The following is a 21,090-nucleotide window of genomic DNA, read 5'->3' as shown; positions in this document are numbered from 1 at the left end:
GCCGGCTCCAGCAGCACCGCACCATCCGACCGTCCGGACGTCGACGAGGAGGCCACCCGTGCAACCACGGCTGATCTACTTCTCCAGCATTTCCGGCAACACGCATCGCTTCATGCAGAAGCTCGACCTGCCCTCGTTGCAGATCCCGCTGTATGCGAAAGACGAAGCCGTGCACGCCACGGCACCCTACGTCCTCGTGACCCCCACCTACGGCGGGGGCAACGGCGACGGAGCGGTGCCCAAACAGGTGATCCGGTTCCTCAACGTGGAGGCCAACCGCTCCCTGATCCGCGGGGTCATCGCCGCCGGCAACACGAACTTCGGCGAGGCCTACGGGCTCGCCGGCGACGTGATCGCCAGCAAATGCAAGGTCCCGCACCTGTACCGCTTCGAACTCTTCGGAACCCAGGACGATGTCACCACCGTCCACAATGGATTGGAATCATTTTGGCAGCAGCGCCAGTTTCAGTGATCGACGCACCGTCGACGAGCCAGATGGACTACCACTCGCTCAACGCGATGCTCAACCTCTACGGCCCGAACGGCGAGATCCAGTTCGACAAGGACCGTGAGGCCGCGCGGGAGTACTTCCTCCAGCACGTCAACCAGAACACCGTCTTCTTCCACTCGCTGAAGGAACGGCTCGACTACCTCGTCGAGAAGGAGTATTACGAGCAGGCAGTGCTCGACAAGTACTCGTTCGACTTCATCCAGGAACTCAACGACCTGGCCTACTCGAAGAAGTTCCGCTTCCAGACCTTCCTCGGCGCGTTCAAGTACTACACCTCGTACACGCTGAAGACCTTCGACGGCAAGCGCTACCTCGAGCGGTTCGAGGACCGCGTCGTCATGACCGCCCTCGGCCTCGCCGACGGCGACCAGCAGCTCGCGGTCGCGCTCGTCGAAGAGATCATCGCGGGTCGGTTCCAGCCGGCGACGCCCACCTTCCTCAACTCGGGCAAGGCCCAGCGAGGCGAGCTCGTCTCCTGCTTCCTCCTCCGCATCGAGGACAACATGGAGTCGATCGCCCGCGGCATCAACTCCGCGCTCCAGCTCTCGAAGCGTGGCGGTGGTGTGGCGCTCTCGCTGTCGAACATCCGTGAGTCCGGTGCGCCGATCAAGCAGATCGAGAACCAGTCGAGCGGCATCATCCCCGTGATGAAGCTCCTCGAGGACTCCTTCAGCTACGCGAACCAGCTCGGCGCGCGTCAGGGCGCCGGTGCGGTGTACCTCAACGCACACCACCCCGACATCCTGCGCTTCCTCGACACCAAGCGTGAGAACGCCGACGAGAAGATCCGGATCAAGACGCTGTCCCTCGGCGTCGTCGTCCCCGACATCACCTTCGAGCTCGCGAAGAAGGGCGAGGACATGTACCTGTTCTCCCCGTACGACGTCGAGCGCGTCTACGGCGTGCCCTTCGGCGACATCTCGGTGAGCGAGAAGTACCACGAGATGGTCGACGACTCCCGCATCAAGAAGACGAAGATCAACGCCCGCGAGTTCTTCCAGACCATCGCGGAGATCCAGTTCGAGTCCGGCTACCCGTACATCGTGTTCGAAGACACGGTGAACAAGGCGAACCCCATCAAGGGCCGCATCAACATGTCGAACCTCTGCTCGGAGATCCTCCAGGTCAACACGCCGACCACCTACAACGAGGACCTCTCGTACAAGGAGATCGGCAAGGACATCTCCTGCAACCTCGGCTCGCTGAACATCGCGCTCACGATGGACTCGCCCGACTTCGGTCGCACGGTCGAGACCGCCATCCGCGGCCTCACCTCCGTGTCCGACCAGAGCCACATCTCCTCGGTGCGTTCGATCGAGGACGGCAACGACAAGTCGCACGCCATCGGCCTCGGCCAGATGAACCTCCACGGCTACCTCGCCCGCGAGCGCGTGCACTACGGCAGCCCCGAGGGCATCGACTTCACGAACATCTACTTCTACACGGTGGTGTTCCACGCGCTGCGTGCCTCGAACCTCATCGCCAAGGAGCGCGGGGAGACCTTCGACGGTTTCGCCGACTCGCAGTACGCGTCGGGTGAGTTCTTCGACAAGTACATCGACCAGGTCTGGGAGCCCGAGACGGCTCGTGGCCGCGAGCTCTTCGAGCAGGCCGGCGTGCAGATCCCGACGCAGGCGGACTGGACGGCCCTCAAGGCGTCCATCCAGGAGTACGGCATCTACAACCAGAACCTCCAGGCCGTCCCGCCGACCGGTTCGATCTCCTACATCAACAACTCCACGTCGTCGATCCACCCGATCGCGTCGAAGATCGAGATCCGCAAGGAAGGCAAGCTCGGTCGCGTGTACTACCCGGCTCCGTTCATGACGAACGACAACCTGGAGTACTACGAGGACGCCTACGAGATCGGTGCCGAGAAGATCATCGACACGTACGCCGCGGCGACGCAGCACGTCGACCAGGGACTGTCGCTGACGCTGTTCTTCAAGGACACCGCCACCACGCGCGACATCAACAAGGCGCAGATCTACGCGTGGAAGAAGGGCATCAAGACCATCTACTACATCCGTCTCCGCCAGCTCGCGCTCGAGGGCACGGAAGTCGACGGCTGCGTCAGCTGCATGCTCTAAGGAGCTTCGCGCTTCGTCATCGCACTTCGACAGGCTCAGTGACCGGGGTTCCGGTCTCTGATCCCGACCCCGGTCCCTGAGCCTGTCGAAGGGCATCAGCACCACCGGTCCGTCGAGGGCCATCAGCACCACCGGTCCCTGAGCCTGTCGAAGGGCCAACCCCACTTCCCGATAGAGGACACCAATTCATGTCAGAGAAGCTCAAGCTGGTCGACCGCGTCCAGGCGATCAACTGGAACAAGATCGAGGACGAGAAGGACGTCGAGGTCTGGAACCGCCTCGTCAACAACTTCTGGCTGCCCGAGAAGATCCCGCTATCGAACGACGTCCAGTCGTGGAACACCCTGACGCCGCAGGAGCAGCAGCTCACCATGCGCGTGTTCACGGGCCTCACGCTCCTCGACACGATCCAGGGCACTGTCGGCGCCGTCGCCCTCATCCCCGATGCGATCACCCCGCACGAGGAGGCCGTCTACACGAACATCGCGTTCATGGAGTCGGTGCACGCGAAGAGCTACTCGTCGATCTTCTCCACGCTCAGCAGCACGAAGGAGATCGACGAGGCGTTCCGCTGGTCGGTCGAGAACCCGAACCTGCAGAAGAAGGCGTCCATCGTCCTCGACCGCTACCACGGTGACGACCCGCTGAAGCGGAAGGCCGCCTCGACCCTCCTCGAGTCGTTCCTCTTCTACTCGGGCTTCTACCTGCCCATGCACTGGTCGAGCCGCGCGAAGCTCACCAACACGGCCGACATGATCCGCCTGATCATCCGCGACGAGGCCGTGCACGGGTACTACATCGGCTACAAGTTCCAGAAGGGACTCGAGAAGCTCACGCAGGCTGAGCGCGACGACGTCAAGGACTACACGTTCTCGCTGCTCTACGAGCTCTACGACAACGAGGTGCAGTACACGCAGGACCTCTACGACGAGGTCGGCCTCACCGAGGACGTCAAGAAGTTCCTGCACTACAACGCCAACAAGGCGCTCATGAACCTCGGCTACGAGGCCATGTTCCCGAAGACGGTCACGGACGTGAACCCGGCGATCCTGTCGGCGCTCTCCCCGAACGCCGACGAGAACCACGACTTCTTCTCGGGTTCCGGCTCCTCCTACGTGATCGGCAAGGCCGTGGTCACGGAAGACGAGGACTGGGACTTCTAGTCATCGCGCAGTCGCTGCGCTGAACGCACGAGGGCCGGATGGAATCCACGATTCCATCCGGCCCTCAGGCGTTGAGCGCGTATCGGCGTCAGCCGCCGAGGCCACCGCCGGTCGCCAGGAAGAAGTAGAAGAACGCGGTCACGCCCTGGACGACGGGGAAGAAGAGCGCCGCGATCGCGGTGACCACGATCGTGAGGATGGCGACGAGCGCGACCAGACTGACGACACCGTTGCGTCCTGCGCTCGGAGCCTCGACGGGTTCGGCGACGAGCAGCTCGTCCATGGTCGCTTCGGTCGTCAGCATCGTTCTCCCTGTGGCTCTGGTGTCCTCGACACTACCCGGAGAGCCGCCGTGCGCCGCTGACTCGCCCGAGGATGTTCGAATCCGACGCGGAAACGCGCAGATTCGGGCGACTCAGCGACGGCGGGTGGTCAGCGTCGGGTGGACCAGAGTGCCCAGGCGATGAGCACGGGCTGGAAGAAGAGGCGGGTGAACCGGCGGCTGTCGGTGTCGAGGCCGAAGGCGTCGCGGCGGTTGAGCCACTGGGAGAGGTTGCCCGGGAAGATCGCGGTGAAGAACGCCGCGGCGAGGTTACCGACGGCCGTCCGCTTCACGCCTGAGGCGAGTGCCGCACCCAGGGCGATCTCGACGACGCCCGAGGCGAGCACGGTGGTGTCCTCGTCGATCGGGACCCATTCCGGCACCTGCGCCTGGAAGTCCTTCCGAGCGAAGGTCAGGTGACTGACGCCGGCGAAGACGAGTGCGCCTCCGAGCAGCAGACGTGCGGCGGTGCGGGCTTTCGATCCAGCCATGAGGGTCCTCTCGACGATGGTGATGTCACCACGCTATCCGGAGATCGGTGGACCGACGGCGGGTTGCGAGTGCACAGATGTCCAGCAGCAGGCCGCTCAGCCGTCGATCTGCGAGTTCGCGTCGAGGCGGTGCCAGGTGCGGTTGTGGTAGACGAGCGGCGCGCCATCGAAGCTCGGGGTGAAGGCCGGGACGGCGGGAGCGGGTGCCTCGGCGGCAGGCTCGGCCCGGACCGGCTCCTCGGCCGCTTGCGGCTGCGAAACGCTCGACTCCAGCGCGTGCACCGCGATGACCGTCGAGGTGCCCGCCTCCATGCGGTTGACGATGCGTCCGCGGATCCAGACGCCGTTGCCCGTGAAGTACGGCTCGCCCGTCGGCAGGCGGTCCCAGATGGAGGTGTCGGCGAAGCGATCGATTCCGCTCGTCGCGCAGAGCTTCGCGATGTGCAGCTGCTCGGAACCCAGAAGGTGGACCACGACGGTGTCGGATGCGGTGATGGTCGGCGCGCTCGAGGACAGCGACGACACGGAGAAGACGAGGAGCGGCGGTTCCGCACTGACGGAGAAGACCGAGGTGGCGGTCAGCCCCACCGGCCCGGAGCCGTCGTCGGCGGTGATGACCGAGACGCCGGCGGGGTGCTGACGGAACGCCGCCTTGAAGTCGTCGGGGGACAGGGAGGCGAAACCGGGGGCGACCTCGCCACCGTCGACGGGGGACGGCAAGGCGGTCACGGAGGCGGCTGCCGGGTGGACTGAGCTCACGGGGGATCCTTCGAACGGCTGTGGACGACTGCTGCAACGCCGATTCGGTGGACGCTGCACAGGCTACGTTTCGCTCATCCGGCCGGAGCTGCAACTCTGTTACCCGGTGTGACGGTGACCGAGCGGTCGGACGCAGGTCTCGTCGACCTCCCATGCGTACGCTGGACGCATGCCCATCCTCATCACCCCGGACGACCTCGCCGCCTTGATGGCCTCCGAGACGCCGGTGCGCGTCCTCGACGTGCGGTGGCGACTCGACGCACCGGACGGACGGCCCGCCTACCTCGAGGGACACCTGCCCGACGCCGTGTACGTCGACCTCGACCATGAGCTGGCCGACCACGTGCCGACCGGAGAAGCGGCCGTCCGAGGCCGTCACCCCCTGCCCGATCGCGAGGCGCTCCAGACGTCCGCACGTTCATGGGGCGTCGACGACGGCGACGTCGTCGTGGTCTACGACGACCTCACGAGCCTGTCGGCGGCGCGCGCCTGGTGGGTGCTGCGGAACGCCGGCATCGTGGACGTCCGCATCCTCGACGGCGCGTTCCGGGCGTGGACGGACGCCGGACTGCCCGTGGAGCGTGGCGAGATCGTCCCGGAACCCGGGACCGTCACGCTGACGACGGGTGTCCTGCCGACCATCGACATCGACACCGCAGCGACGTGGGCGGGCGAGGGACGGGTCCTGCTGGACGCGCGCGCCGGCGAGCGGTACCGGGGTGACGTCGAACCGATCGATCCCCGGGCCGGTCACATCCCCGGAGCGCTCAGCACACCGACGACCGCCAACGTCGGCGCCGACGGCCGGTTCCTCTCGCCTGAGACCCTCCGCGAGCAGTTCCTCGCCGCGGGCGTACCGGAGGATGCGACGGTCGCCACCTACTGCGGCAGTGGGGTGACCGCGGCGCACAACGCGGTCGCACTCACCCTGGCCGGCTTCGAACCGGCGCTGTACCCGGGGTCGTGGAGCGAGTGGGCGAACCACCCGGAGCGTCCGGTGGCGACAGGACCCGAGGCCTGAGCCGTCGACCCGGTCATCGAGCTTGTGGAGATGCGCCCTTCGACAGGCTCAGGGACCGGCGTCCATCGTCAGGGATCAGGGAGGGCTAGCCCGCGAGGACCTTCTGCAGGCGCTGCAACGACACCGATTCGGCCGTGCCCAGCTGCTGGGCGAACAGGCTGATCCGGAGCTCCTCGAGCATCCACCGGGCCTTCACGAGGTGCTCCGGAGCGTCGGCGGGCAGTGGGATCGTGCCACCGGCGGCCTCGAACCGTGCCGACGCCGTCTGCGCCTCCGTCATCCACACCCGGTCGCGGTTCGGGTTGTCCGTCAGTCGCTCGGCGCGGTAACGGATGCCCGCGAGGTAGCGGGGCAGATGCTCGAGTCGTGCTGAGCCCGTCCGGGAGACGAAGCCCGGGAAGACCAGTCCGTCGAGCTGGCCCCGCATGTCGGTGAGGGCTGCGAGCAGCGTCATGCTCGTCGCCGCCTTCATGGCCTTCTCCGTGTCGCGCGCGGCTTGCAGGATGCGGGCGACGATGGCGACCGTCTGGAACATGCGGTCCATGACCGAGGCGGAGACGCGGTCGCGAAGCGTCTCGTACTGCAGCCGCGAGAACACCTGTCCGTCGGGCACCACGCGGAACAGGACATCGTCGATGCAGGCGGCGAGGCAGTCCTCGAACAACGCCGGCGTCGACCGGTACGGGCTCGTCGCGAGCGCGAGCTTCTCGTTGGCCTTGAGGTGCTGCTGCACGTACGCCGTCGGGGACGGGATCGCGAGCAGGAGGAGGCGGCGCACGCCGGCGGGCATGGCGCGGGCCTGGTCGGCCTCCGTGCTCATGATCCGGATCGACACGCTCGTGCCGTCATCGACGATCGCGGGGTAGCCGCGGATCACGCCGTCCTCTTGGCGGATGTCGATGAAGCGGGGGAGGTCGTCGAAGTCCCATCTGGTGAACCCGGAGCGCTCGATGGCGTTGGGCACTCTGGCGGCCGCGACCTTGGCGACGCTCGCACGGGTGCGCTGCTTGAGGCGCTGCTGCAGCTCGACGAGGTCCTTGCCGCTCGCGAGCGTGCGGCCGCGCTCGTCGATGACGCGGAAGGTCACGAGCAGGTGGTCGGGGACGCGTCCCATCTCGAAGTCCGAGGCGGTGATGTCCATGTAGGAGAGCCGCTTGATCGCGTTCGCGAGACGGGTGGCGAACGAGTCCTCGGCGGCGGGACTGCCGGGGGCGACCGCCGGGACGTCTGCGGGGAGCTCGGCGAGCAGCTTCGCCGCCCAGTCGGCCGCAGGCACGATGTTCCGACGCAGGGCCTTCGGGAGCGCTTTGATCATCGCGGTGATGAGGTCTCGACGGAGCCCGGGGACCTGCCAGTCGAAACCCGCGGGCGAGAGCCGGTCGAGCAGGGCGAGCGGGACGATGACCGTCACGCCGTCGTCGTCGCTTCCGGGCTCGAAGCGATAGCTGAGCTTCAACCGCTGGTCGGCCTGCACCCACTCGGCGGGGAAGCGGTCCTCGTCCACCGCCGGAGCGTCCTCGTGGAGGAGGTCCTCCTGGCGCATCGTGAGCAGCTCGGGCTGGTCGACGCGCGTCTTGCGCCACCAGGACTCGAAGCCCCGCGTCGTCGAGATCTCGGCGGGGACGCGGGCGTCGTAGAAGTCGAAGACGGCTTCGTCGTCGAAGAGGATGTCGCGGCGTCGCGTCCGCTCCTCGAGCTCACTCAGCTCCTTGCGCAGCCGTCGGTTCGCGCGGTGGAAGTCGAACAGCTTGTCGCGACCGATGTCGTGGGTCCACTCGCCGTCGACGAGCGCGTGCCGCAGGAACAGTTCACGGGCCTGCTCCTGGTCGATGCGACCGAACTGCACCCGGCGGCGCGGCACGATCGGCACGCCGAAGAGCGTCACCTTCTCGAACGCGACGGCGGAGCCCTGGTTCTTCTCCCAGTGCGGCTCGCTGTACGAGCGCTTGCAGAGGTCGCCGGCGATCTGTTCCGCCCACGCCGGGTCGATCGAGGCGTTGGTGCGGGCGAACAGCCGACTCGTCTCCACGAGTTCCGCGCTCATCACGGCGTTCGGCTGCTTCTTGGCGAGCGCGGACCCGGGGAAGAGGACGAAGCGCGTCTGGCGGGCGCCGATGTAGTCGCCCTTCTTCGCGGTCTTCGTCGCCGGTGGAGCGTTCCGGCCCTTCACGACCGGAGCGACGGTCTGATCCTTCAGCCCGATGTGGGAGAGGAGCCCCGCGAGGAGCGACTTGTGGATGCCGTCGGGGTTCACCGCCGGCTCGTTGATCGTCAGGCCGAGTGGCTTCGCGAGCTGGCGCAGCTGGCGGTAGACGTCGTGCCATTCGCGGACGCGGAGGTAGTTGAGGAACTCGTTCTTGCAGAGCCGACGGAACGCGCTCGACGACAGCTCGTCCTGTTTCTCCTCGAGGTAGTTCCAGAGGTTCAGGAGGGCGAGGAAGTCGCTCGTCGGGTCGACGAACCGGCGGTGCAGTTCGTCGGCTTTCTGCCGGTGCTCGAGCGGTCGTTCGCGTGGGTCCTGGATGGTGAGCGCCGCGACGATCGCGAGCACCTCCCGCGACACCCCGTGCCGCTTCGACTCCACGACCATGCGCGCGAACCGCGGATCGATCGGCAGGCGGCTGAGGTCGCGCCCCACCCGCGTGAGGCGTGGACCGCCGCCGCGAGGTGACCCGTCGGCGAAGGTGCGCGTCTCGATCGCGCCGAGTTCGGACAGCAGGTCGACGCCGTCCTTGATGCCGCGGGCGTCCGGCGGCTGGAGGAAGGGGAAGGCGGCGATGTCACCGAGGCCGAGGGAGATCATCTGCAGGATCACCGCGGCGAGGTTCGTGCGGAGGATCTCCGGTTCGGTGAACTCCGGGCGCTTCGCGAAGTCGTCCTCCGAGTAGAGGCGGATGGCGATGCCGTCGCTCGTGCGGCCGGAGCGACCCGAACGCTGGTTCGCCGACGCCTGCGAGATCGCCTCGATGGGGAGCCGCTGCACCTTGGAGCGCACGCTGTAGCGCGAGATGCGGGCGGTTCCGGCGTCGATGACGTACTTGATGCCGGGCACCGTGAGGCTCGTCTCGGCGACGTTCGTCGCGAGGATGATGCGCCTGCGGAGGCCTGCCACGGTCGACGGCTGGAACACGCGGTGCTGGTCTGCGGAGGAGAGCCGGCCGTAGAGCGGGAGCACCTCGGTGCCGGGCAGGTTGCGGCCGCGGATGGCGTCGGCGGCGTCGCGGATCTCCGTCTCACCGGACAGGAAGACGAGGACGTCGCCCATCGACTCGCGCGCCAGCTCGTCGAGGGCCGCGTTGATGCCCTCGAGGTAGTCGCGGTCGGCGGCCTCGGACTCGGGGGCGTCCTCATCGTCGTCCGTGGGCTCGTCGGCCACGAGCGGCCGGTAGCGGATCTCGACCGGGTACGTGCGGCCGGAGACCTCGACGATGGGCGCCCCGTCGAAGTGCTTCGAGAAGCTCTCCGGGTCGATCGTCGCGGACGTGATGATGACCTTGAGGTCGGGGCGCTGGGGGAGGAGCTGCTTGAGGTAGCCGAGCAGGAAGTCGATGTTGAGGCTGCGCTCGTGCGCCTCGTCGATGATGATCGTGTCGTACTTGCGCAGCATCCGGTCGCGGTGGATCTCGTTCAGCAGGATGCCGTCGGTCATCAGCTTGATCTTCGTCGCCTTCGACGCCTGATCGGTGAAGCGGACCTGGTAGCCGACGATGCCGCCGAGCTCCTGGCCGAGCTCCTCCGAGATGCGTTCGGCGATCGTGCGCGCGGCCAGACGTCGGGGTTGCGTGTGCCCGATGGACTCGCGACCGAGCTCGAGGCAGATCTTCGGCAGCTGGGTGGTCTTGCCGGAACCCGTCGCTCCCGCGACGATGACGACCTGGTGCTCGCTGATGGCACGCGCGATGTCCGCGCGGGCGGCACTGACCGGCAGCTCGGGCGGGTAGGAGATTCGGAGGTCGGACATCAGCCCTCCATCGTATCGGGCTGGGCGGGTTGTGCTGCCGTTCCGGGCCTCCTGATCCCGCGAACCCTGAGCCGCCCTTCCCCGGTCCTCGAGCCACCTTCCCCGGTCCCTGTGCCGCCTTCCCCGGTCCCTGAGCTTGTCGAAGGGCACACGGAGGACCCCACGGTTCCGGGGCTGTTCATCCCGGTCTTTGAGCCTGTCGAAGGGCACACGAGGACACGTGCACAGACGCCTCGACTCGGCATCTGGAATGTCAGTGGTCCATGATGGACTTATCCCATGACCGAGACCACCACCACCGCGACCCGCGCGAGCGACGACTGCGCCGCGCGCCTCGCGGAGTTCTCGGACGAGTGGGCGGACCTCCACCGGCAGCAGGCCGTCCTCGACGCACGCAAAGCGCGCCTCCTCGCCCGCTCCGCCGCCTACGCGGACGCCTTCGCCGACGCCACGGTCCCGGCCATCTTCCCGCCGGCCGAGCGCCAGGCCTTGTCCCGCCGGTCGACGTGCGCGGCTCTCGCGATGGCGACCCGGATCCCGGAGCGGACGGTTCAGTGTGCGACGAACGATGCCGAGCGGCTCGTCAACGACGCGCCGGCGGTCCTGGCGTCGCTCGAGGCAGGCCGCATCTCGGCGCGACATGCGCAGGTGATCACCGACCAACTCTGCGACGTCCCGATTGCTGGGCGGGCGGCGTTCCTCGAGCAGGTCCTGCCTGAAGCGGAGGGCATGACCGCAGCAGGACTCAAGAACCGCGCCCGAGTGCTCCGCGAGCGCCTCCACCCGGAATCCATCACCGCCCGCGCGGTCCGCTCCGAGGTCGACCGCCGGGTCGAGTTCGAGCCCGCAGCGGACGGGATGGCGTGGGTGCACCTCTTCACCACGGCACCCATCGCGCAGGGCATCATCGAGCGCATCGAAGCAGCGGCTTCAGAATCACGCGCATCTGGCGACACCCGCACCTGCGTCCAGCTGCAGGCGGACGCCTTGGCGGCGCTCGCGCTCACCGGCGTCACACCCGACGACGTCATGTCCAGCGCGGTCCTCCCGCACCCGATCGAGGTGCAGGAGCACATCAAGCCGACCGTGCAGATCACCGTGCCGGCACTGAGCACGGCTGGCGTCTCCGACACCCCGGCAACCCTCGACGGCTACGGCCCCATCGACCCGGAGACCGCGGCACGCATCGCGGTGAACGCGCCCAGCTTCACCCGGATCCTCGTCCAACCCGAAACCGGTGCGGTCCTCTCCGTCGGCCGGAACCAGTACCGCGTTCCGGCCGACCTCCAACGCGCGGTGCGCCTCCGGGACGGCACCTGTCGAGCACCAGGCTGCGGCAGACGGGCCCGGGCCTGTGACCTCGATCATTCGGTCGCGTGGGAGGACGGCGGGACGACAGATGTCGGCAATCTCGCCTGCCTCTGTCGACATCATCACCGGATGAAGCATCTCCTCGGTTGGAACCTCCAACACGCACCGGGCGGCGTCCTCGAGTGGACGACACCCGACGGGAAGCAGCATCGGACCGAACCGGATCCCGCGCCATTCTGACCAGCTCCGGTCCCTGAGCCTGTCGAAGGGTTTCCCGTGGGCACGTCGACAGGCTCAGTGACCGGGAAGGACAGGCTCAGAGACCGGGGGAGGTTTGCTCAAAATGGCGAGGCGTCCTCGTGTGCACTTCGACAGGCTCAGTGACCGGAAGAGTATGTCCGCGTCGTTTCGGTCCCTGAGCTGTGCCGGGGGGGGGGGGGCCACCGGAGGCGATTCGGTCCCTGAACCTGTCGAAGGGCAGTTGGGCTGCGGCGCCTCGGTGCGAAGCGGGGATGTTTACGCGCGGTATCGCAAACAGGGTTGCCTAGCAGAGTGGTTTGCGTTACAAAGTAGGTATGACTTCACCGATGGAACCCACCGACGGCTCGGACGCGCTCGACCCGGCCGCCATGCTCGCTCTGCAGGAGCGACAGGCGAGCCGTGTCGACGACATCTTCACGAGGCCCACCATCGCGATCGTGTACGTCTGGGGTGTCGCGTGGACCGTCGGGTTCCTGGCCCTCTGGTCCGCGAGCGGCGAGAACCCCTGGTTCACCACGCCGCCGGCGGTCGCCGGATGGCTCTTCGGGATCCTCATGGTGGGCGGCATCGTCTCGTCGTCGATCATCGGCTCCCGTGTGTCGCGTGGGATCCAGGGAGCACAGCAGGTGCAGGGCACGATGTACGGCATCGCCTGGGCGATCGGGTGCACGGCAGCGGCGGTGTTCGGCGGCGCACTGTTCGCTGCGGGGATGGCACCCGCACTCGCCGCCATCTTCTACCCGGCGATCTACAGCCTCGTGGTCGGTCTGCTCTACCTCGCAGGTGGAGCAGTCTGGCGCGACCGCCTCATGTACGGCATGGGCATCTGGATCATCGTGGTCGGCATGGCCGCGCCGTTCTTCGGCTCGCCGGGCAACGCGCTCATCATGGCCATCGCCGGCGGAGGCGGGTTCCTCGTGTACGCGACCTTCCTCGAAGCGACCCGCCGTCGGCGTGCCCACCGATCGGCGGCGTGACCGATGGACGAACTCGACCCCCTCATCCATGCCCAGGCCCGCCTGCGCATCATGTCGACGCTCGCGGCGATCGATGCGGACAGCAGTATGTCGTTCCCCCGCCTGCAGGAGATGCTCGACATGACCGCCGGGAACCTCTCCACGCATCTGCGGAAGCTCGAGGACGGCGCCTACGTCCTCGTCACGAAGACCCACCGGGGACGCACCCCGGTCACCTACCTGGAACTCACCACGCTCGGGCGCCGCGCGTTCGAGGACTACATGACCGGGCTCCGAGCGATGCTCGGCGGCGCGTCGGGAACGGGGACATCATGACGATCACACCACTGGCCGCCCTCGAGGGCGTGACACGACGTTACGGCGACGTGACCGCGCTGCACGACGTCGACTTCAGTATCGAGCCGGGCTCGCTCGTCGGGCTCCTCGGGCCCAACGGCGCCGGCAAGTCCACCGTGCTCTCCCTGCTGCAGGGCACCCGACGTCCGACGACCGGCACGGTGACGCTCTTCGGCGGCGATCCCGCCCATGCGGTCAACCGCACCAGGCTCGGATCGACACCGCAGGAGACGGCACTGCCGCCCACGCTCCGGGTGGGAGAGGTCGTCGACTTCATCGGACGCCACTTCGCGGACCGCGTGCCGACGGCCGCCCTGGCGGAACAGTTCGGTCTCGGTGACCTCCTCCGACGCCAGACGGGCTCGCTCTCGGGCGGCCAGCAGCGCCGCCTCGCGGTCGCGCTCGCGTTCGTCGGCAGACCGCGTCTCGTGCTCCTCGACGAGCCGACGACGGGCCTCGACGTCGACGCCCGCCGAACCCTCTGGGACGCGATCCGCCGGCAACACGAGCTCGGGGCGACCATCGTCCTCACCAGTCACTACCTCGAGGAGATCGAAGCGCTCGCCGAGCGTGTCGTGGTCCTGGGTGGCGGACGGGTCATCACCGACGCCCCGCTGCGCGACGTCCTCGGGCTCGTCGGTATCCACCGGGTGCGGCTCCGGACCACCGACCCCGGAGCGGTGGAGCGGCTCACCGGGGTCGTCCAGGCGAGTCGTGACGGTGACGCCGTCGAACTGGACGTCCGTGACGCCGACGCGTTCGTGCGCGAGCTCGTCCGGTCCGAGGCCCCGTTCACCGATCTCGCCGTGCGCGGAGCGACCCTCGAGGAGGCGTTCCTGACCCTCACCGCGGATGCCCGGGCGGACGTCGAACGGAGCGCCGCCTGATGGCCACCACCGTCCAGCTCACCGCCCTGCACGCGCGGTACTCCCTGCTCGAGACCGTGCGCGTCCCGATCGCGCTGATCGGCTCGCTCGTCTTCCCGGCGCTCTCGCTACTGTTCTTCGTCGTCCCGCAGGCGCAGGTCGCCGGCGATCCCGTCATCGCGACCCAGGCGGTCATCTCCCTCATCGTCTTCGCCGTGCTCGCCAACTCCCTGTTCGGCTTCGGTTTGACCATCGCCCAGGCGAGGGAACAGGCGTGGGATCCGTACCTCCGCACGCTTCCGGTGACGGGTGTCGCCCGTGTTCTCTCGCACCTGTGCTCGGTCGGCCTCCTCGGGTTCGCGGCCGTCATACCGGTCGTCGTGCTCGGCGCGTCCCTGACCGCAGCCACCACGACTCCGATGGGACTGCTCGGCGGCATCGTGGCGCTCCTGGTGGGTGCCCTGCCGTTCATGCTCCTCGGCACCGCGATCGGGTACGCCCTCCCGAGCAAGGCCGCGATCGCCGTGGTGCAGGTGGTCATGTTCTCGCTGGCCTTCGCCGGCGGACTGTTCATCCCACCGTTCCTCTTCGCCCCGTGGCTCGACCGGCTGTCCATGTTCCTCCCGAGCCGTCAGACCCGGGAGCTCGTCGTCTGGGCGGTCCAGGGTGGCGAGTTGCCGTGGTGGTCGTGGGTCGGCGTCCTGGCGTGGACGCTCGTCCTGACCGTCGTCGTCCTCGCCCTCTACCGCCGCGACGAGGGCCGCCGCTACCGCTGAGGTCGACGGACACCTCGCCGAACACCGGCCGTTCCCGCGTGCCGTCATACGTCGACACACACCGTGCACCGGCCGCGAGGCGCTCGTACGCTGACGTCCATCCCGGCCGGTCCACGGCCCCTCGACGAGCGGATGGAGCGACCCGTGTCCAGCAGCGCAGACCAGACGAACGCCGCCGACCGATCGACGGGCGCGCACTGATGGGAGCGCCCGTCGTGTTCGGCACCGGCCCGATCTCGGTCGACGACCTCGTGGCCGTGTCCCGTGACGACGCCATCGTCGTCCTCGACACCCCGGCGCTCGACCGCATCGGCGCCGGCCGGGCCATCATCGACCGGCAGACGACGCCGGTCGGAGTCGGCGCTCAGGGTTCTCGGCCACATGGTCCACGGATCCCTGGGGCCGCCGGGGGACGAGCGGCTCCGCGCACCGCGACGCTCGACGTCTCGGCAGTGGAGGAGCGCGTCGTCCATGACCGCCGTGGCGGCATCGGACTGCCGCTCTCGGTGGACCGTGCTCGGGCGGTGGTCGCCGCCCGGCTCGCCGGCTGGACCCGTGGGGCATCCGGGATCCGCCTCGAGACCGCCGTGTTCGTCGCGGAACTCCTCAACCGTGGGGTGACCCCGGTGATCCCGTCCATCGGCTCCCTCGGCGACGGCGACGAGACCCACCTGGCATCCGTCGCGACGCTCGTGATCGGACAGGGGGAGGCGGTCCTCGCGGGCGAACGGCTCCCCGCGCAGGTCGCCCTGTCACGGGTCGGGCTCGCGCCGCTCGACCTCGCTGTGCACGAGGGGCTGGCGTTCGTCCACCACAACGCCTACTCCCTCGGCGTCGGCGCGCTCGCCCTCCACCGGCTCGGCGCGCTCAGTCGACTCGCGGACACCACGAGCGCACTCTCGTCCCGGGCGGCTGCGCGGTCCGGGCGCGGCGGGCGAGGACCGGCGTTCGACGCGACGGTCCTCGCGGGCACCCCGTCGGCCGGCACCCGGGCGAGTGGCGAGCGGATCTCCGAGTTGTTGGCGACGCCGGTCGGCCCGGAGGGTGCGCGCGGCGGAGGGGAACGAGACGGACTGCGGCTCCGGGCGACCCCACAGATCAACGGTGCCCTCGCCGACGAGGTCACCGCGGCCGTCCTACTCATCGAAGCGACACTCGGAACGGCCTCGGAGGATCCACTCGTCGACCAGGCGTCGGGTGTCCTGCGGACCGGCGGGTTGCTCCACGGCGCGCGGCTCGCCCGCGCCTTCGACGGGCTGCGCGCGGCCATCGCGCACACCGCCGCTGCGGCCGAGCGACGGCTCAGACGCATCGACGGAGGCGGGGCCGACCACCGGGGGACCGGGCACGGGCTCGCACCGGGTCGGCTCGGTCAGTCGGCCGCGGACCTCGTCGCCGAACTGCGCGTGCTCGCGACCCCGGTCGTCACCGCCGGCGTGCCGGATGAGGCCTCGGACGACCCGGCCTCCTTCGCCGGGACCTCGCTGCGACTGCTGGAACGCTCGACCGCCCTCTTCGCGGACGTGCTGGCGGTCGAGGCGATCGTCGCGGCGGACGCGCTCGGCCCGGGCGAGCACGACGAGTGGGCGGTCGGGTTCTCCGTCGCCCATGCCGGCCTCCGGTCGGCGATCGAGCAGGAGCTGCACGGTCAGCAGCTCGTCACGGCGGCCCTCGCCGCGTTGGGCGTCGACCGATCCTGAGCGACGGCGGCCGGCGGGTGACGGTGCGCGGGCGCACCCACGTCGTCGCATGCCATGTATTTCGACACGTGTCGAGGGGGTGGGCGATGTCGGTGCCCTCCGGTAGGTTCGGACCACCGACCGAGAGACGTTCAGCGAGCCACCGACCGCGGCGGCGACGGCCCTTGGAAGACGACCTGTCACGAACAGCCGTGCAAAGAAGAGGCATCGGTCCAGCATGATCTCCTTCGAGCACGTCTCCAAGCGCTTCGACGACGGCACCCTCGCGGTCGACGACTTCTCCCTCACGATCCCGTCGCGTTCCACCACGGTCTTCGTCGGGTCCTCAGGCTGTGGCAAGACCACGCTCCTGCGGATGATCAACCGCATGGTCGATCCGAGCGAGGGACGCATCGTCATCGACGACGAGGTCGTCTCCGCCGTCGACCCCGTCCGTCTCCGTCGCCGCATCGGCTATGTCATGCAGAACTCCGGTCTCCTCCCGCACCGCACCGTGATCGACAATGTGGCGACGGTGCCCATGCTCACCGGCGTCAACAAGAAGCAGGCCCGGGCGGACGCCCTCACCCTCCTCGACACCGTCGGACTCGATCGCGCGCTCGCCGACCGGTACCCGAGTCAGTTGTCCGGTGGCCAGCAGCAGCGCGTCGGCGTCGCACGAGGCCTTGCGATCGACCCGAACATCCTGCTGATGGACGAGCCGTTCGGTGCCGTCGACCCGCTCGTGCGTGCCGAGCTCCAGCGGGAGCTGCTCCGACTGCAGCGCGACATCGCGAAGACGATCGTGTTCGTCACCCACGACATCGACGAGGCCTTCCTCCTCGGCGACCAGGTCGTCATCCTGCAGAAGGGCGGCCACATCGCCCAGGTCGGCACGCCGGCCGAGATCGTCGCCAACCCAGCCGACGACTTCGTCGCCCAGTTCATCGGCGCCGATCGCGGCCAGCGGACCCTGCACGTCGAGCGCGTCGACGGACGCGACGTCGTCGTCGACGAGTCGGGCCGCCCCGCCGGCGTCCTCGGAGCCGGGCCCGGCGCAGGCGACCGCACCGGCCTGGACGTCCGGAAGGACGGCGCATCCACATGAGCTGGGTCATCGCGAACTGGGACATGATCTGGGACCTCACCCTCACCCATGTCCAGCTGAGCCTGCCCCCGATCATCCTGGGCTTCCTCATCTCCCTACCCCTCGGCTGGCTCGCACACCGGTACCGGTGGTCGCGAGGCGTGCTACTCACGCTGAGCGGCATCCTCTACGCGATCCCGTCCCTGCCGCTCTTCGTCCTCATGCCGTCCCTCATCGGCACGAAGATCCTCGATCCGGCGAACGTCGTGATCGCGCTCACCATCTACGCCGTAGCCCTGCTCGTCCGCACGGTCGCCGACGCGCTCGACGCCGTCGACGCCGGGGTCCGGCAGTCGGCCCAGGCCGTGGGGTTCTCCACCGGCCAGCGGTTCTGGCGGGTGGAGTTCCCACTGGCGGGTCCGCTCATGCTCGCCGGCGTCCGCGTGGTCTCCGCGAGCACCATCAGCCTGCTGAGCGTCGGCGCCCTCATCGGCGTGACGAACCTCGGCTACCTCTTCACCGACGGCTACAACCGGCAGTTCCCGATCGAGATCCTGACCGGCATCGTCGGGACGGTCGTGATCGCGATCGTGTTCGACGTCCTGCTGGTGCTCCTCGGCCGAATCCTGATGCCGTGGACGCGGATCAGCTCGAAGGGTGCGATCCGTCGTCGTCGCGCGGCCACCGAAGCCCGTGAGCTGGCGACCGCCGGGGGAGGAGCCGCATGATCAACTTCCTCGCCGCCTTCGCCTGGATCCTCGACCCCGCGCACTGGGAGGGCCCCGGCGGCATCCCTGTTCGGGTACTCCAGCACCTGGCCGTGACCGGCCTGACCGTCCTCATCGCCTGCGTCATCGCGATCCCGCTCGGGCTCCTCATCGGGCACACCGGGAAGGGACGAGAGGTCGCGGTCGCGATCACCGGCGCGCTCCGGGCGCTGCCCACGCTCGGTCTGCTCTCGCTCCTCGCACTCATCACCCTCGGGTGGGGCTTCTCCAGCACGAGTCTCGTCCCCGCGATCACGGCCCTCGTCGTGCTCGCCGTCCCGCCGGTCCTGGCCGGTGCGTACGGAGGGGTCGAGGCGATCGACCGCCAGACCATCGACGCCGCGCGTGCCGTCGGGATGAACGAGTGGCAGATCCTCGGCAAGGTGGAGATCCCGCTCGCGCTCCCGCTCATGATCGGTGGCGTGCGCTCGGCCGTCCTGCAGACGATCGCGACCGCGACCGTCGTCGCGTTCCTCACCAACGGCCCCGGTCTCGGTCGCTACATCCTCGACGGTCTGCCCGTACGGGACTACGCGCAGATGCTCGCCGGCTCGATCATCATCATCGTGCTCGCCCTCCTCCTCGAGGGCGTCTTCTCCCTGCTGCAGCGTGCCGTCGTGCCGCGCGGCGTCCAGGCGACCCACACACGGGTCGACGAGACCCGGGGTCACGCCACGAGCGGTGGCGACCGGTCCACCGCTCCAGACCCCGTCGTCGCAGAAGCGGAGGCGAACATGCAGACCGCGGCATACCGCAACGACTGAAGCGTCCCACCACCCCGGGTGACAGCACCGCCCGGCTCCCAGACCCACAACGGCACCACCGTTCTCGCCCATCACAGATAGGAAACACCATGTTCACAGTTCGACAGGGTCGACGCCTCGCCGTCGGCATCGCCGCGACCGCCGTCGCGGCCCTCGCACTCAGCGCCTGCTCCGCAGGCGACCCGACCGCCGGGGAGACCGCGGCATCCGACACGATCACGGTCGGCTCCGCCGGATTCCCCGAGTCGGAGATCATCGCGCAGATCTACATCCAGGCGCTCGAGGCCAACGACATCAAGACGGCCGAGTCCCTGAACATCGGCGCTCGCGACGTCTACATCGCAGCGCTCGAAGACGGCTCGATCGACCTCGTCCCCGACTACAGCGGCAACCTGCTGCAGTTCTTCGACGACTCCGCCACGGCCACCTCGAGCGACGAGGTCTACTCCGCCCTGCAGGAGGCCACGCCCAAGGGCTACGAGGTCCTCGACCAGTCCAAGGCGGAGGACAAGGACTCCTACAACGTCACGAAGGAGTTCAGCGAGGCGAACAACGTCACGAGCCTCGCCGACCTCGCGGCCCTCACCATCCCGCTCGCCATCGGCGGCGCACCCGAGTTGGCTGAGCGCCCGTACGGACCGAAGGGCCTGACCGAGGTGTACGGCGTCCCCGCCGACAAGCTCACCTTCGTCCCGATCAGCGACGGCGGCGGCGCCCAGACCACCGCGGCCCTGCTCGACGGTACGGTCCAGCTCGCCGACATCTACACCACGACCCCGTCGATCACCGAGAACGACTTCGTCACGCTCGAGGACCCGGAGAACCTGATCCTCCCGCAGAACGTCCTGCCGCTGATCAACTCGGCCAAGGCCAGCGACAAGGTCAAGGAGGTCTTGAACGCCGTGTCGGCGGAGCTGACCACAGAAGACCTCATCGAGCTCAACGCCCGCAACCAGGGCGACGAGAAGGCAGCTCCGAAGACCCTCGCGGCCGACTGGCTGAAGGACAAGAAGCTCTTCGACTGAGCAGCAGCCACACGTCGATGGCGTCGTCCGGTCCTCCGGGCGGCGCCATCGCGCTGTTCGCGGGGAGCGCATCCGGCTGCAGCCGGATGTCCAGGGGGTCTCCGACACCTGAGGAGTTGGTAGCGTCAGGGTATGAGTTCCGAGACCCCCGCAGAGTTCATCGCGTCCTGGACCGCCTGGCACACCGCTCGCGAGCGTTCCGTCCGCGCACCCCACGGTATCGCCGCCCTCCGGTTCACCCACTGGCTGACCGAGGAGGCGACCGCCCTCGAGGGCGCGCCGGGCACCTGGCGTGCGGACGCGACCGGCATCGTCGGTGAGCGGCTCACGGGGACCGGACTGACCACGCCGAGTGGCGCCCAGATCATGACCGACCGCGTCGAGCTGGTCCACGGCGACGAACTGCACTTCGGCGACGCGCTGCTCCGAGGCATGGAGCGGGACGGCGTGTACGCCCTGCGCGTGCTCGACCCGGAGGCACCGACGCGGACCTCGCTCGACGGCATCAGCGCGTTCGCCCCCGACGTCGCCTGGATCCGGCCGGCGCGGTTCGTGCCGTCCCCGGACGTCACGGTCGAGACCGAGTCGATCGACGGCCACGTCACCACCGAGACACCGGTCGGCCGTGTCGAGTTCGAGCTCGGTGATGAAGCGGTGTCGCTGACGGTCACCGGCGGTCCGAACGGACTCTGGGCGGTGTTCTCCGACGGCACGAGTGGCGACGAGAGCTACCGGTTCCGTTTCATCAGCATGCCGGCCCCGACCTCGGACGGCCACGTCCTCGTCGACTTCAACCGCGCGTACCTGCCGCCGTGCGCATTCAGCGACCACTACGTGTGCCCGCTGCCGGCGCCGAACAACCGGCTCCGTACGCGGATCACGGCGGGCGAGCGACTGCCGCTCGGCCAGTAGGTCCCGGGCCA

The 21,090-nt window shown here is 68.5% G+C and carries 19 protein-coding genes; 15 read left to right on the top strand and 4 right to left on the bottom strand.

The features are described 5' to 3' along the window. Positions 1 to 58: 58 nt before the first annotated feature. The 3 genes from nrdI (at position 59) to nrdF (ending at position 3,764) form a co-directional block, all read left to right on the top strand. Positions 59 to 472, top strand: a complete 414-nt coding sequence (gene nrdI / locus A4X17_RS15330) for a class Ib ribonucleoside-diphosphate reductase assembly flavoprotein NrdI (RefSeq protein ID WP_064296523.1) — start codon at positions 59 to 61, stop codon at positions 470 to 472. Positions 473 to 495: 23 nt separating this feature from the next. Then, positions 496 to 2,601, top strand: a complete 2,106-nt coding sequence (gene nrdE, locus A4X17_RS15325) for a class 1b ribonucleoside-diphosphate reductase subunit alpha (RefSeq protein WP_064296589.1) — start codon at positions 496 to 498, stop codon at positions 2,599 to 2,601. Positions 2,602 to 2,789: 188 nt separating this feature from the next. Next, positions 2,790 to 3,764, top strand: a complete 975-nt coding sequence (gene nrdF / locus A4X17_RS15320) for a class 1b ribonucleoside-diphosphate reductase subunit beta (RefSeq protein ID WP_056007612.1) — start codon at positions 2,790 to 2,792, stop codon at positions 3,762 to 3,764. Between the two features lie 88 nt (positions 3,765 to 3,852). On the opposite strand, the gene A4X17_RS15315 is transcribed toward nrdF, so the two are convergent. From A4X17_RS15315 to A4X17_RS15305, 3 genes are all read right to left on the bottom strand, one after another. Further along, positions 3,853 to 4,068 (bottom strand): hypothetical protein, encoded by a 216-nt coding sequence (locus A4X17_RS15315; protein WP_064296522.1) that lies wholly within the window; start codon positions 4,066 to 4,068, stop codon positions 3,853 to 3,855. Between the two features lie 128 nt (positions 4,069 to 4,196). Further along, positions 4,197 to 4,577, bottom strand: a complete 381-nt coding sequence (locus A4X17_RS15310) for a DoxX family membrane protein (protein ID WP_064296521.1) — start codon at positions 4,575 to 4,577, stop codon at positions 4,197 to 4,199. Positions 4,578 to 4,673: 96 nt separating this feature from the next. Beyond that, a complete protein-coding gene (locus A4X17_RS15305) occupies positions 4,674 to 5,306 on the bottom strand; it encodes a flavin reductase family protein (protein ID WP_064296588.1) in 633 nt (210 codons plus the stop codon). Positions 5,307 to 5,505: 199 nt separating this feature from the next. Between A4X17_RS15305 and A4X17_RS15300 the strand changes: the two genes are divergently transcribed. Beyond that, a complete protein-coding gene (locus tag A4X17_RS15300) occupies positions 5,506 to 6,357 on the top strand; it encodes a sulfurtransferase (protein WP_064296520.1) in 852 nt (283 codons plus the stop codon). An 85-nt stretch (positions 6,358 to 6,442) separates the two neighbouring features. On the opposite strand, the gene hrpA is transcribed toward A4X17_RS15300, so the two are convergent. Continuing rightward, the gene (gene hrpA, locus A4X17_RS15295) at positions 6,443 to 10,318 is read right to left on the bottom strand and encodes an ATP-dependent RNA helicase HrpA (RefSeq protein WP_064296519.1); all 3,876 of its coding nucleotides are present in this window, start codon (positions 10,316 to 10,318) and stop codon (positions 6,443 to 6,445) included. 279 nt (positions 10,319 to 10,597) lie between these two features. Between hrpA and A4X17_RS15290 the strand changes: the two genes are divergently transcribed. The 11 genes from A4X17_RS15290 (at position 10,598) to A4X17_RS15240 (ending at position 21,079) form a co-directional block, all read left to right on the top strand. After that, positions 10,598 to 11,869, top strand: coding sequence for an HNH endonuclease signature motif containing protein (locus A4X17_RS15290; protein WP_064296518.1), 1,272 nt, complete (start codon positions 10,598 to 10,600; stop codon positions 11,867 to 11,869). 335 nt (positions 11,870 to 12,204) lie between these two features. Next, positions 12,205 to 12,867 (top strand): hypothetical protein, encoded by a 663-nt coding sequence (locus tag A4X17_RS15285; RefSeq protein WP_157583565.1) that lies wholly within the window; start codon positions 12,205 to 12,207, stop codon positions 12,865 to 12,867. A 3-nt stretch (positions 12,868 to 12,870) separates the two neighbouring features. Further along, the gene (locus A4X17_RS15280) at positions 12,871 to 13,182 is read left to right on the top strand and encodes a transcriptional regulator (protein ID WP_064296516.1); all 312 of its coding nucleotides are present in this window, start codon (positions 12,871 to 12,873) and stop codon (positions 13,180 to 13,182) included. After that, a complete protein-coding gene (locus A4X17_RS15275) occupies positions 13,179 to 14,090 on the top strand; it encodes an ABC transporter ATP-binding protein (protein ID WP_064296515.1) in 912 nt (303 codons plus the stop codon). Before A4X17_RS15280 ends, A4X17_RS15275 begins: the two co-directional genes overlap by 4 nt. Beyond that, the gene (locus A4X17_RS15270) at positions 14,090 to 14,845 is read left to right on the top strand and encodes an ABC transporter permease (RefSeq protein ID WP_064296514.1); all 756 of its coding nucleotides are present in this window, start codon (positions 14,090 to 14,092) and stop codon (positions 14,843 to 14,845) included. The genes A4X17_RS15275 and A4X17_RS15270 overlap by 1 nt, the downstream gene beginning before the upstream one ends. A gap of 200 nt (positions 14,846 to 15,045) precedes the next feature. Beyond that, the gene (locus tag A4X17_RS15265) at positions 15,046 to 16,545 is read left to right on the top strand and encodes an aromatic amino acid lyase (protein WP_064296513.1); all 1,500 of its coding nucleotides are present in this window, start codon (positions 15,046 to 15,048) and stop codon (positions 16,543 to 16,545) included. Between the two features lie 217 nt (positions 16,546 to 16,762). Further along, positions 16,763 to 17,632, top strand: coding sequence for an ABC transporter ATP-binding protein (locus tag A4X17_RS15260; protein ID WP_064296512.1), 870 nt, complete (start codon positions 16,763 to 16,765; stop codon positions 17,630 to 17,632). Then, the gene (locus A4X17_RS15255; RefSeq protein ID WP_064296511.1) at positions 17,629 to 18,339 is read left to right on the top strand and encodes an ABC transporter permease; all 711 of its coding nucleotides are present in this window, start codon (positions 17,629 to 17,631) and stop codon (positions 18,337 to 18,339) included. Before A4X17_RS15260 ends, A4X17_RS15255 begins: the two co-directional genes overlap by 4 nt. Further along, positions 18,336 to 19,142: an ABC transporter permease gene (locus A4X17_RS15250; protein ID WP_064296510.1), complete on the top strand. Its 807-nt coding sequence runs from the start codon at positions 18,336 to 18,338 to the stop codon at positions 19,140 to 19,142. Before A4X17_RS15255 ends, A4X17_RS15250 begins: the two co-directional genes overlap by 4 nt. Before the next feature lie 89 nt (positions 19,143 to 19,231). Continuing rightward, positions 19,232 to 20,167 (top strand): ABC transporter substrate-binding protein, encoded by a 936-nt coding sequence (locus A4X17_RS15245; protein WP_064296509.1) that lies wholly within the window; start codon positions 19,232 to 19,234, stop codon positions 20,165 to 20,167. A 132-nt stretch (positions 20,168 to 20,299) separates the two neighbouring features. Continuing rightward, a complete protein-coding gene (locus A4X17_RS15240; RefSeq protein ID WP_064296508.1) occupies positions 20,300 to 21,079 on the top strand; it encodes a DUF1684 domain-containing protein in 780 nt (259 codons plus the stop codon). Positions 21,080 to 21,090: the final 11 nt, after the last annotated feature.

Origin of the sequence: Plantibacter sp. H53, from assembly GCF_001650455.1 — a bacterium.
In the GTDB taxonomy this organism is placed as follows: Bacteria; Actinomycetota; Actinomycetes; order Actinomycetales; family Microbacteriaceae; genus Plantibacter; species Plantibacter flavus_A.
This window is presented reverse-complemented; position numbering and strand designations above follow the sequence as displayed.

Coding starts and splice junctions, on each gene's coding strand:
- A4X17_RS15285 (WP_157583565.1), top strand. CDS start 12,205: ATGACTTCACCGATGGAACCCACCGACGGCTCGGACGCGCTCGACCCG.
- A4X17_RS15245 (WP_064296509.1), top strand. CDS start 19,232: ATGTTCACAGTTCGACAGGGTCGACGCCTCGCCGTCGGCATCGCCGCG.
- nrdF (WP_056007612.1), top strand. CDS start 2,790: ATGTCAGAGAAGCTCAAGCTGGTCGACCGCGTCCAGGCGATCAACTGG.
- A4X17_RS15275 (WP_064296515.1), top strand. CDS start 13,179: ATGACGATCACACCACTGGCCGCCCTCGAGGGCGTGACACGACGTTAC.
- A4X17_RS15265 (WP_064296513.1), top strand. CDS start 15,046: ATGGGAGCGCCCGTCGTGTTCGGCACCGGCCCGATCTCGGTCGACGAC.
- A4X17_RS15290 (WP_064296518.1), top strand. CDS start 10,598: ATGACCGAGACCACCACCACCGCGACCCGCGCGAGCGACGACTGCGCC.
- A4X17_RS15250 (WP_064296510.1), top strand. CDS start 18,336: ATGATCAACTTCCTCGCCGCCTTCGCCTGGATCCTCGACCCCGCGCAC.
- A4X17_RS15260 (WP_064296512.1), top strand. CDS start 16,763: ATGATCTCCTTCGAGCACGTCTCCAAGCGCTTCGACGACGGCACCCTC.
- A4X17_RS15255 (WP_064296511.1), top strand. CDS start 17,629: ATGAGCTGGGTCATCGCGAACTGGGACATGATCTGGGACCTCACCCTC.
- A4X17_RS15300 (WP_064296520.1), top strand. CDS start 5,506: ATGCCCATCCTCATCACCCCGGACGACCTCGCCGCCTTGATGGCCTCC.
- A4X17_RS15310 (WP_064296521.1), bottom strand. CDS start 4,577: ATGGCTGGATCGAAAGCCCGCACCGCCGCACGTCTGCTGCTCGGAGGC.
- nrdE (WP_064296589.1), top strand. CDS start 496: ATGGACTACCACTCGCTCAACGCGATGCTCAACCTCTACGGCCCGAAC.
- A4X17_RS15315 (WP_064296522.1), bottom strand. CDS start 4,068: ATGCTGACGACCGAAGCGACCATGGACGAGCTGCTCGTCGCCGAACCC.
- A4X17_RS15240 (WP_064296508.1), top strand. CDS start 20,300: ATGAGTTCCGAGACCCCCGCAGAGTTCATCGCGTCCTGGACCGCCTGG.
- A4X17_RS15280 (WP_064296516.1), top strand. CDS start 12,871: ATGGACGAACTCGACCCCCTCATCCATGCCCAGGCCCGCCTGCGCATC.
- hrpA (WP_064296519.1), bottom strand. CDS start 10,318: ATGTCCGACCTCCGAATCTCCTACCCGCCCGAGCTGCCGGTCAGTGCC.
- A4X17_RS15270 (WP_064296514.1), top strand. CDS start 14,090: ATGGCCACCACCGTCCAGCTCACCGCCCTGCACGCGCGGTACTCCCTG.